General features: G+C 49.3%; 3 protein-coding genes. All 3 read left to right on the forward strand.

Going from position 1 to position 11822, the window contains the following annotated elements:
* Positions 1–51: 51 nt before the first annotated feature.
* The 3 genes from QUB24_RS16950 to QUB24_RS16960 all read left to right on the forward strand — a co-directional run bounded on the left by QUB24_RS16950 (position 52) and on the right by QUB24_RS16960 (position 11716).
* Complete coding sequence (locus QUB24_RS16950) at positions 52–8691, forward strand: PAS domain S-box protein (protein ID WP_333154362.1); 8640 nt, start codon at positions 52–54, stop codon at positions 8689–8691.
* Between the two features lie 3 nt (positions 8692–8694).
* Positions 8695–10416 (forward strand): EAL domain-containing protein, encoded by a 1722-nt coding sequence (locus QUB24_RS16955; RefSeq protein ID WP_333154364.1) that lies wholly within the window; start codon positions 8695–8697, stop codon positions 10414–10416.
* Positions 10417–10582: 166 nt separating this feature from the next.
* On the forward strand, positions 10583–11716 hold the full coding sequence (locus QUB24_RS16960; RefSeq protein ID WP_333154365.1) for a hybrid sensor histidine kinase/response regulator: 1134 nt from the start codon (positions 10583–10585) through the stop codon (positions 11714–11716).
* The last annotated feature ends 106 nt before the right edge of the window (positions 11717–11822 follow it).

The raw sequence follows: 11822 nt of genomic DNA on the forward strand, positions 1-11822 counted from the left end.
TTTAAGGCGAAGAGTTTAACAAAATAATCAGCAATAAAATCCTATAAACTCATGTTCATTCGTACTACGGCTCTCACTCCAATAGAACTCAGGACTGCGATCGTCCGGGAACCCTTGGTGGTTTCGCCCGATACGACGGTGATGGATACGATCGCCCAAATGAGCGGCGTGAGATCGCTCTGCAACACCGCTAGAACGGCGGACGGTCAACTCGAAGATCTCCACGTAGAGGCGCGATCGAGTTGCGTGTTGGTAGTGGAAAACGAGCAATTGGTCGGCGTACTGACCGAGCGAGACGTGGTGCGGCTGAGTGCCCAGCAGCGTTCCTTGGAGAATTTGGTGATCCGGGAGGTGATGGCACACCCCGTCGTCACCCTCCGCGAGTCCGCCTTCACCGATTTATTTTTTGCGATTAATCTGCTCCTGCAGCACCACATTCGCCATTTGCCCATCGTGGACGAGCTCGATCGCCTAGTGGGCCTAGTGACTCACGAAAGTCTGCGCCAAATATCTCGACCGATCGACCTGCTGCGGTTGCGTATCGTAGCAGAAGTGATGACCCGCGAAGTGATTTGTGCTGCGCCAGATACTTCCCTACTGGCCATCGCTCAACTTATGGCAGAGCATCGCGTCAGTTCCGTGATGATTGTGCACCCAGGCGGAATCTCTGCTGAACCGCTACAAATGCCAGTGGGGATTCTCACCGAGCGGGATATTGTGCAATTTCAGACATTGGGCTTGAACCTGGAAACCTGTCTAGCTCAGGCGGTAATGAGTACGCCGATTTTTGGCGTTAGATCCGACGATTCGCTCTGGACTGTGCAGCAGATCATGGAGCAGCGATCGATCCGTCGGTTGGCGGTGACGGGGGAGCTAGGAGAACTATTAGGCATCGTCACCCAGAGCAGTTTGCTGCAAGCCCTCAACCCGCTGGAGCTATACAAGCTGGCCCAGAAGTGGGAAGAGAAGGTGGTGCGCCTAGAGGCGGAAAAGGTGGCGCTGCTGGCAAATCGCAACCTTGAGCTCCAGCAACAGGTGGAAGCTCGGACAGCCGCTCTCAACACCAAGGTACAACGAGAGAAATTACTCGCAGACTTGGCCACCCAAATTCGCTCGTCCCTAAGCCTGCAAACGATTTTGGATACGACTGTGCAGCAGGTGCGGCAAGTGATCGGCTGCGATCGCGTCAATATTTGGCGGTTTGAAGCCAATAGGGAAATCATTGTCGTGGCAGAATCCACCGACTCGTCCCTGTCTCTGTTGGGCCAACGGGTCAATGAGACCTGCTATAAGCAAGACAATCCTGAGATTTATCGTCAGGGATATGTTCGCGTCGTACCAGATATCTCCACAGCCAAAATATCAGACTGTCATCGGCAGATGCTGATCCGCCTCCAGACAAAAGCCAAACTTTTGGTGCCGCTACTGTGTGGCGATGAGTTATGGGGCTTGCTCAATGCCAGCGAAAGCCAACACGCCCGCGACTGGCAACCGGAAGAAGTTGAACTGATACAAGCCTTATCAGTGCATCTGGCGATCGCCATTGGACAAGCCACGATCCACCAAAAATTGCAGAAGGAACTGGTAAACCGACAGCGGATCGAAGCCACCCTGATCGAGAGCGAACAACGCTACGCCTCCCTTGCCGCCGCCGCTCCGGTGGGGATTTTTCGCACCGATGCCGAGGGGCTATGTACCTATGTCAACGATCGCTACTTTCAGATCAGCGGACTCACACCAGGAGCCACTATCGGACAGGGATGGCAACAAGGAGTGCACCCCGACGATCGCGATTGGGTCATTGCCCAATGGGAACAATTCATTCAAGGTAACGACTCTTTTGAACTCGAATATCGCTTTCAACGTCCCGACGGTGAAGTAACGTGGGTTTATGGGCTGTGCGTCGCCGAACTCGATGCCAATGGACATCGGATCGGCTATATAGGCACCATTACCGACATTAGCGATCGCAAACGAACTGAAGCCTTCCTGCAAGAAAGCGAAGAACGCTACGTCAGCCTAGTGGAAGCCGTACCAGTGGGGATTTTCCGCACCGATCCAGGGGGCAACTGCATCTATGTTAACGATCGCTGGTGTCAGATCAGCGGACTCACCCCAAAAGCCGCCATCGGAGAAGGATGGCGACAAGCGCTGCACCCCGAAGATAGAGACTCGATCGCGGTCGAATGGCAACAATCGGCCCAACAAAATCGCCCTTTCCGGCTCGAATATCGCTTTCAACGTCCCGACGGTGCTGTGGCTTGGGTATATGGGCAGTCCGTTGCCGAACTGGATGCAGAGGGGCAAGTAGTCGGCTATGTAGGCGCTATTACAGACATTAGCGATCACAAACTTGCCGAAACCGCCCTGATCCAGAGCGAAGCCCACAGCCGAGCCATATTAGCAGCAGTTCCAGACTTCATGTTTCGCATCGGTGCCGATGGTATTTATCGGGGGAGCGTGACAGCCAATCGTCAGCTCGACTTTCTCGGTACAGATTTCGATACCCCTGGTGTGGCGATGGTGGATATTATGTCAGGAGAAATTGCGACCAGACATCTACACCACATAGAGCAAGCCTTACGTACAGGAGAACTGCAAGTTTATGAACAGCAGGTGCGCGTTGGCCCGCGCCTGCAATATGAAGAGGTCAGAGTTGTCAAGAGCGGCGAAGATGAAGCCTTGTTTATGATTCGAGACGTTACGGCTCGCAAACAGGCTGAGCGACAACTGTACCAACTAAACCAACAGCTAGAAGCAAAAGTCGCAGAACGCACCCAAGAGCTTTGGCAAGTCAACAGCCTGCAACGCGCCATCCTCGATGGTGCTGATTACTCCATCATCTCCACTGACCCAACTGGCATCATCCAGACCTTTAATGCTGGAGCCGAAAGGATGCTCGGTTACAGTGCTGCTGAAGTGGTCGGTAAAGCCACGCCCGAACTCATCCACGATGCAAATGAGGTTATTGAACGCGCAGCATCACTCTCGGCCGAACTAGGGCAAAATATTCCCCCCGGCTTTGAGGTTTTTGTTGCCAAAGCACGCCAAGGTATTCTCAGCGAAGAAGAGTGGAGCTATATCCGCAAAGATGGCTCTCGATTTCCAGTGTCGCTATCCATCAGCGCCCTCAAGGATGTCAATCAACAAATTATCGGCTTTTTAGGCATCGCCAAAGATATTAGCGATCGCAAACGTGCAGAAGCAGAACTACAGAAAGTATCGGATCGCCTCGCTTTGGCGCTCAAATCAGGGGCGTTCGGCTGTTGGGACTTCGATCTTGTACACAACACCGTCTTGTGGGATGAGCGGATGTACGAACTGTACGGTGTCACAAAACAATCTGATTCCCCTCTGCCTTACGACATTTGGGCAAACCTGCTACATCCCGAAGACCGCACCGCCACCGAAACATTGCTCCAGCAAGCCCTCTTAGGACAAGCAGAATTTGATACCGAGTTTCGAGTGTTGCATCCCGATGGCAGCCTCCACTTTATTAAAGCCTATGGTGTCGTCGTGCGAGATGCCAAAGGCAATCCCCAGAGCATGATTGGGGTCAACTTTGATATTAGCAGAGGCAAACAGGCTGAACTCGAACGACAGCAGTTAATTCAAGAATTATCAGCCTTTAAACAGGCCTTGGATCAGTCTGCCATTGTGGTCATCACCGATCGCGAAGGGGTGATATCCTACGTCAACGAGCCCTTCTGTGTAGTCTCTGGCTACTCCCGCGATGAACTCATGGGCAAAACCCATCGGCTAGTCAACTCTGGCTATCATCCCCCTGCATTTTTCCAAGACCTGTGGCAGACCATTACTAGCGGTCATGTTTGGCGCGGTGAAATTTGCAACCAGGCAAAAAACGGTAGCCTGTACTGGGTTGCTAGCACCATTGTCCCCTTTTTGGACGAAGGCGGGCGACCTTTTCAGTATCTAGCCATTCGCTTCGACATTACCGATCGCAAGTTGGCAGAAGCAACGCTTCGGCAGGAAAATATTTTCCGTCAACAAATTGTAGAAAACATGACTGAAGGGCTGTGCGTTTTCTATGAAGTTGAGGAGTTTCCATTTGTCCGCTTCACAGTCTGGAATCAGCAAATGCAAACGATTACGGGTTACACCTTAGAAGAAATTAACCGTCTGGGGTTGTATCACAGCTTGTACCTGAATAATCAAGAATCTCAAAAACAGACGATTGCCGACCTGAAAAAGATACGACAAGGGGGCAACTTAATCGCCGTGGATAGGGAAATTCGGCGCCCAGATGGACAGTGCCGCACTATCTCCTTTTCCACTTCTATCCTATTGATGGATGATGAACATCTCTATGTGCTTGGCCTGATCCAAGACATTACCGATCGCCAACAGACAGAGCTAGAAAATCGCCTTTTGAAAGAACGCCTTGAATTTCTTCTGGCATCGAGCCCCGCCATGATCTATAGCTGTAAGCCCTATGGCGACTATGGAGCAACCTTCATGAGCAAAAATATCGAAGCCATTTTGGGCTACAAACCAGAAGAATTTTTATCGGAATCTGGCTTCTGGGCTAACCATATTCACCCAGAAGATGCCCCTAGGGTTTTTGCACATATATCCGCTCTCTTTGAACACAACACTCATCAGCATGAATATCGATTTTTGCATCGCGATGGTCACTACGTTTGGCTACGGGATGAGCTGCGTCTGCTGCGAGATGAAGAAGGCACGCCAATCGAGATTGTTGGCTATTTTGCAGATATTAGCGATGTCAAACAAACCGAAGAAACCCTAAAACGACAACTGGCAGCAATTGAGGCGGCGATCGACGGCATTGCCATTATGCAAGGAGACACCTACCTTTATTTGAATCAAGCCCATCTAGAATTGTTTGGCTACGAACATCCCCAAGAACTGGTGGGCAAAACCTGGAAACTTTTGTATTCCCAACACGAGTTAGAACGGTTTGAGCGGGAAGTCTTGCCGGTGCTGGGGCGCGATCGCGCTTGGGAGGGAGAGGCGATCGCCACCCGCAAAGATGGCTCTACCTTTGCCGAAGGGCTATCCCTCACCCTCACAGAGGATGGATTATTGATTTGTGTATGCCGCGATATCAGCGATCGCAAACACATCGAAGCCCAATTAGCAGAGAGTGAAGCTAAATTCCGGCGGCTGGTAGAAGGGGCTAATGATTTGATCTGGTCATGTGAACCCGATGGGATGCTCAGTTATTTGTCACCGCAATTCAAGACCATGTTTGGCTGGGACGAGAGTGAATGGATGGGTAAGTCGTTTATATCTCTGGTGCATCCAGACGATCGTCCTTTGGTGGTTACTGGTTATCGGGAGAATATCAAAGTTGGTAAAAAGTCAAGTGATTATGAGTTCCGACAGCGCCACCGAGATGGCAATTATGTCTGGGTGAGAAGCAGCGCCACACCCGTTATAAATGCTGAAGGGGAATTGATTAGCATCCAGGGAATTTTATCGGATATCAGCGATCGCAAACAAGCTGAACTCGCCAGGGAAAGCAGTGAAATCCGCTTCCGCCGGGTCTTTGAGTCCAGTGTGAGCGGCATGATGTTTGCCGATTTTCAGGGGAACATTATCGATGCCAATGATCGCTTCTTAGAGATGGTTGGCTACACTAGGGAGGAACTAAATGCTGGGATGATTCATTGGGATGCCATGACCCCCCCCGAATATGCCCACGCTGATGTTTTAGCGATGGAGCGCCTGATGCAGGATGGCGCGATCGATTCCTTGGAAAAGGAATACTACCGTAAGGATGGCAGCCGGATTTCTGTGCTGATCGGAGCCGCACTTCTTCCAGGCTCAGAGGATCAAACTATTTGTGTATTAGTAGATATCAGCGATCGCAAACAGGCCCAGAAGGCTTTGCAAGAATCTCAGCAGTTTCTGCAAACGGTACTCGATACCATCCCGCTTTCGGTGTTTTGGAAGAATCGAGAGTCGGTTTTTTTAGGATGCAATCAGCAGTTTGCCAAAACTCTAGGCTTGCCATCTACGACCGAAAGTATAGGTAAAAGAGATTTAGATATTTGCCAGAAAGAAGTGGAGGCGAACGAGTATTGTGCGATGGATCGGCGGTTAATCGAAACGGGTGAAGCTATATTAGGGATCGAAGAAACGCTAACCCTACCCAATGGTAAACCAATATTTCTCGAAACCCACAAGGCTCCCCTGCGAGACTGCTCAGGTAATATTATTGGTCTGGTAGGCACGTTTCAGGATATCACCCATCGCAAAGAAGCCGAAGCGAGATTGCAACAACAAGCAAAACAGGAACGTTTGCTGGGAGCGATTACTAAACGGATGCGATCGTCTCTGAATCTGGACGAGATTCTCAATAGCACTGTTGAGGAAATCCATCAGCTCTTGCAATCAGACAGAACGCTGGTTTATCGGGTTTTTCCTGAAGGGACGGGGGCTGCCATTGCTGAATCAGTTTCGCCAAATAGGCTTAAGCTTCTGGATATCCTCTTCCCAGAAGAGGTTTTCCCCGAAGAGAACTACGATCGCTATATCCAAGGAAAAGTGTATGCCCTCAACGATAGGGAAGATGAAAACGAGTCAATCTTACCCTGCTTGGTTGAATTCCTCGCAGAAATCCAGGTCAGAGCTAAACTCGTAGTTCCAATTATTCTGAATCAAACCCTCTGGGGGTTGGTGATTGTTCATCAATGCGATATGCCGCGCCAATGGCAAAACTGGGAAATCAATTTACTTAAACAAATTGCTAACCAATTAGCGATCGCCATTCAGCAATCTTACCTCTACGAACAGGTGCAATCAGAGCTGGCTATCCGCAAGGAAACAGAAAAGGCGATCGCTTTACAACTGCAACGGCAGCGAACTTTGGGAGAAATCGCCCAGCAAATTCGCGAATCGTTGGATATTAAGGAAATTTTGGCGACTGTGACACAGCAAGTCAAAGAAATCTTGCAAGGCGATCGAATCATCGTAATCCGGCTATTTAGCAATGGCAGAAGTCAAATAGTTGAAGAATCTGTGTTGACCGAGTTTCCCGCGCTCAAAAACCATCACTGGGACGACCAACTGTGGTCTCAAGAAATCCTCAACCACTATTCCCAGGGCAAGCCCCGTATCGTCCCGGATATAATGACCGATATGGGGACTAATTGCTTGGTGGAATACGCAAGCGTTGGTGAAGTCAAGTCCAAAATGGTTGCACCTATCCTGCAAGAAGTCCGAGGCAGCCAAAGGCATAGAGGGGTTGCCCCTGGGTCAACCAACAAGCTCTGGGGGGTTTTAGTCGTCCATGCTTGCCGAGAAAAGCGAGTCTGGCAAGAGTCTGAAGCGCAACTCCTGCAACAAATTGCTAACCAGTTGGCGATCGCGGTTCAACAAGCTAGCCTATTTGAGCAGTTGCAGCAAGAACTCACCGAACGGCAACAAGCCCAGCAGCAACTCACCGAGCGCAACGAACAACTGGCAGTCTCTAACCAAGAACTGGCCCGTGCTACCCGCCTCAAAGACGAATTCCTCGCCAACATGAGCCACGAACTCCGCACTCCCCTTAACGCCATTCTGGGCATGGGCGAGGGGCTACAAGAGCAAGTCTTTGGCATCGTCAACGAACAACAAATCAAAGCTTTACAAACCATTGAGCGCAGTAGCTCTCACTTACTAGAGTTAATCAACGACATTTTGGATGTCGCCAAAATTGAATCCGGTCAAATGGAGCTCGATTGCACCCCCGTTTCAATCAATCATCTGTGTCAATCCAGTCTGCCATTTATTAAACAACAAGCCCTGCAAAAACGCATCCAGCTAGAGATTAAAGTCCCACTCAATCTGCCCGACTTATTGATTGATGAACGGCGGATGCGCCAAGTCTTGATCAACCTGCTCAATAACGCGGTAAAATTCACTCCTAACGGAGGACGCATCACCCTAGAAGTGAGCGGTCAACAGCGCCGGGCCGATCCAGATTCTGCCGATTCCCCACCCCATTTTTTGGTCAAAGAGACTCTGCGAATTGCTGTCATCGATACAGGTATTGGTATTGCCCCAGAACATATCAACAAACTGTTTCAGCCTTTTATCCAAATCGATGGCGCGCTGAATCGTCAATATACAGGCACTGGCTTGGGGCTTGCCCTGGTGAAACGTATTGTCGAACTCCACGGCGGGCAGGTGTTGGTCACCAGCACTGTGGGTGTAGGAAGTTGCTTCACGATCGAATTCGAGGGCAGGCACGGGGGCACTGCCCCTACTTGTGCGCCCTCCTCTGTTGACCCGGAATCCCAGACCGAACCCCGCATCGAACCCAGTCAGACCCAACAGCAGGAAGGCTCTCCCTTAATCTTGGTGGCGGAAGACAACGAAGCCAATATCAGTACGGTGTCGAGCTACCTGAGAGCTAAAGGCTATCGCATTCTCTTGGCTAAGAATGGAGAGGAGGCGATCGCCCTGGCCAAGTCGGAAAACCCCAATCTAATTTTGATGGACATTCAAATGCCTGGTATGGATGGCCTAGAAGCTATGCAGCAGATTCGCCTCGATCCTAGGTTAGTCGATGTGCCGATCGTTGCCCTAACTGCCTTAGCCATGACGGGCGATCGCGATCGTTGTCTTGCCGCCGGAGCCAATGATTACCTCACCAAACCCGTCAAGCTGAAGCAGTTAGCAGCCACCATTCAACACCTTTTAACTTCCCAGGGAAGATAATTCATGAATGTACCATCTGTTTTGATCGTTGACGACGAACCCGATAATTTTGATGTGATTGAAACTCTATTGAACGATCGACACTATCAATTGCATTATGCTGCCAGCGGGCAAGAAGCGATCGATTCCTTAAACATCTTTGAGCCAGATGTGATTTTGCTGGATGTGATGATGCCTGGGATGGATGGCATTGAAGTTTGTCAACGCATTAAAGCTATGCCCAAATGGGAAGCTCTGCCGATCGTTATGGTGACAGCCCTGACAACCAAAACGGAGCTCGCAAGATGTTTGACGGCTGGGGCGGATGACTTTATCAGCAAGCCCGTGAATCGCTTGGAGTTAACAGCAAGGGTGCGCTCAATGTTACGCATCCATCGACAATATCAGCAATTAGTAAGCTTCAATGCCCGATTAGAAGCAACGGTGCAACAGCGAACCGCCGAGTTGCAAACCATGATTTTTCAGGATGCGCTCACAAGGCTACCCAGTCGGACTTTCTTACTTCAGAAGTTGGCTGAGGTTTTACAAGCTGGGGAATCCTCGTTTGCGGTGGTTTATCTAGACTGCGATCGGTTTAAACTGGTGAATGGTTCCTTTGGCTACGCTATTGGCAATCAATTGCTGATCGCTATCACAGAACGGTTACAGCATCTTCTGCGCCCCGGCGACGTGTTAGCGCGTATGGGTGAGGATGAGTTTTGCTTTTTGCTGCACCACATTGATGATGCGATCGCCCTTGAACCATTTATCCAAGCTATTCTACGGGGCTTTGACACATCGTTTGTGGTTGCCGATTGTGAACTCTTTATGACTGCTTGTATCGGCATTGCTCTAGGCAGTAGTGTTTATCAACAACCGGAAGAACCCTTGCAAGATGCTGATACGGCCATGTACAAAGCTAAACTTCGAGGTAAAGGCTGCTATCAAATCTTCGATCGCCAGATGTCTTTGGCAATGCTGAACCGCCTGACGCTGGAAAATGATTTGCAGCGAGCGCTGGAACATCAAGATTTTGTCACCTACTACCAGCCGATTGTGAATCTTCAAACCCAAAAAATCGTTGGATTTGAAGCACTGGTACGCTGGCAACATCCCGATCGAGACATGGTTTTACCAGGAGAATTTATCCCCTGCATGGAGGAAACAGGGCTGATTGTGCCAGTCGGGATGCTGGTGTTGAAGCAGGCGTGTCAGCAACTGCGTGCATGGCATCAACGGGGCTGGACGCAGTTAACCATGAGCGTGAACCTTTCTGTGCGGCAATTTACTTGCCCCACCCTCTTGGCTGATATCGATCGGGTTTTGGCAGAAACCGCCGTCAACCCCGCTCACCTGAAACTGGAAATTACCGAAAGCGCGATCGTGGACAATGCTCAGAAGGCGATCGCGCTGACTGAACAATTGCGATCGCGGCAAATTCAGATCAGCATTGATGACTTTGGCACGGGGTATTCTTCCCTGGGTTATTTGCACTGTTTTCCAGTGGATAACCTCAAAATTGATCGCTCTTTTGTCAATCAGATCCAAGCAGGAAATCGCAACTATCAAGTCGTTAAGACCATTATTACTCTGAGTAATCAACTCGAACTTTCCGTCATTGCCGAAGGCATTGAAACGACTCAGCAACTTCAGTGCCTCCAACAACTGGGCTGTGAATTTGGACAGGGTTATTTATTTTTTCCACCCCTCGCGGGGGCTGAAATTGAAAGGATTTATCTCAAATAATTTGGGTTTAGCCTTTTGCAAAATGCTCGTTGAGGCACATAGGTGCGAAATTTATGTCAGAAGCAACCAACCGCAAAGAAGCATTTTTGAAATCACTTTGGCCGCACAGCTAAAAACTATCACCTAAACCCATAAAACTTTATACATTATTCCACGGGTTAGAACTATGTCTCAATTCTCTATCTTAATTGTTGATGATGAGCCTGATAACTTTGATGTACTTGAAACGTTGTTATCAGAGCAGGAGTATGAATTGTATTACGCTGCTAATGGTCAAGAGGCGATCGCATCCCTCGATGTATTTGAACCCGATCTTATTTTGCTGGATGTGATGATGCCGGGAATAGACGGGATCGAAGTTTGTCGGCAAATCAAAGCGATGTCAAAATGGAAAGCTGTTCCAATCATTATGGTAACGGCATTAAACAGAAAGTCAGACCTTGCCAACTGTCTAACTGCCGGAGCAGACGACTTCATCAGTAAACCTGTAAATGCTATTGAACTGCGTGCTCGCGTGCATTCAATGCTCAGAATCAAGCAACAGTATGATAATATCCAGAACTTATACCACATCCAAGAAAATACCCTCAATCTCTTGGAAAGCACCCTCAATGAGCTGCGTGGCAACTTAGCTTCTACTCTATCCCACGAACTGAATACGCCCCTCAATGGCATCTTAGGCACGATCGGGTTGCTCAAGGCCGATATCGAACACATGGATATCGCCCAAATCCGTGAGATATTAGGCTGGGCAAATGACTCAGCCCGTCGCCTAGAAAAATTAACGAAAAAATTCCTGATTTATTTAGAATTAGAACTATCCGCAAGTCGCCAGCACAAGATCGAATCGGCCCGGACTCAATTTTCAGCTTCCGCCATTGAAGCCGCGTTGAAATCCCAGGCTCAGAGCGTCAACCGTAACAACGATCTCGTGTTGGCACTTGAGGAAGCGGAGATCGCTCTATCAGACCGATATCTATCAACGATTGTCCATCAATTAGTTGATAATGCGCTGAAATTCTCCTCACCAGGGACAACCATTAAAGTTAGTAGTAAAGTTGTAGGAAAAATGCTGAATTTATCTGTACATGACTCAGGGCGGGGCATGACAGAAGAGCAAATTGCTAAAATCGGTGCTTTCATGCAGTTTGAGCGCAAGAGGTATGAGCAACAGGGCACCGGTATCGGCTTAAAAATTGTCCAGAAAATTGTAGAACAGGCAGGAGGAGAGTTCTCAATTACCAGTATCTATCAAAAGGAAACAACGGTACATCTCACTCTGCCGATTGTCGGCAATTAGCAATCGATTCCGGTTGCACTCCTTATCATTGTTGACTGTTGACTGTTGACTGTTGACTGTTGACTGTTGACTGTTGACTGTTGACTGTTGACTGTTGACTGTTGAC

This window comes from Microcoleus sp. B9-D4 (assembly GCF_036705105.1).
In the GTDB taxonomy this organism is placed as follows: Bacteria; Cyanobacteriota; Cyanobacteriia; order Cyanobacteriales; family Microcoleaceae; genus Microcoleus.

Bases quoted from the DNA above. Each gene is read 5' to 3' on its own strand.
- QUB24_RS16955 (WP_333154364.1), top strand. From the start codon at position 8,695: ATGAATGTACCATCTGTTTTGATCGTTGACGACGAACCCGATAATTTT.
- QUB24_RS16960 (WP_333154365.1), top strand. From the start codon at position 10,583: ATGTCTCAATTCTCTATCTTAATTGTTGATGATGAGCCTGATAACTTT.
- QUB24_RS16950 (WP_333154362.1), top strand. From the start codon at position 52: ATGTTCATTCGTACTACGGCTCTCACTCCAATAGAACTCAGGACTGCG.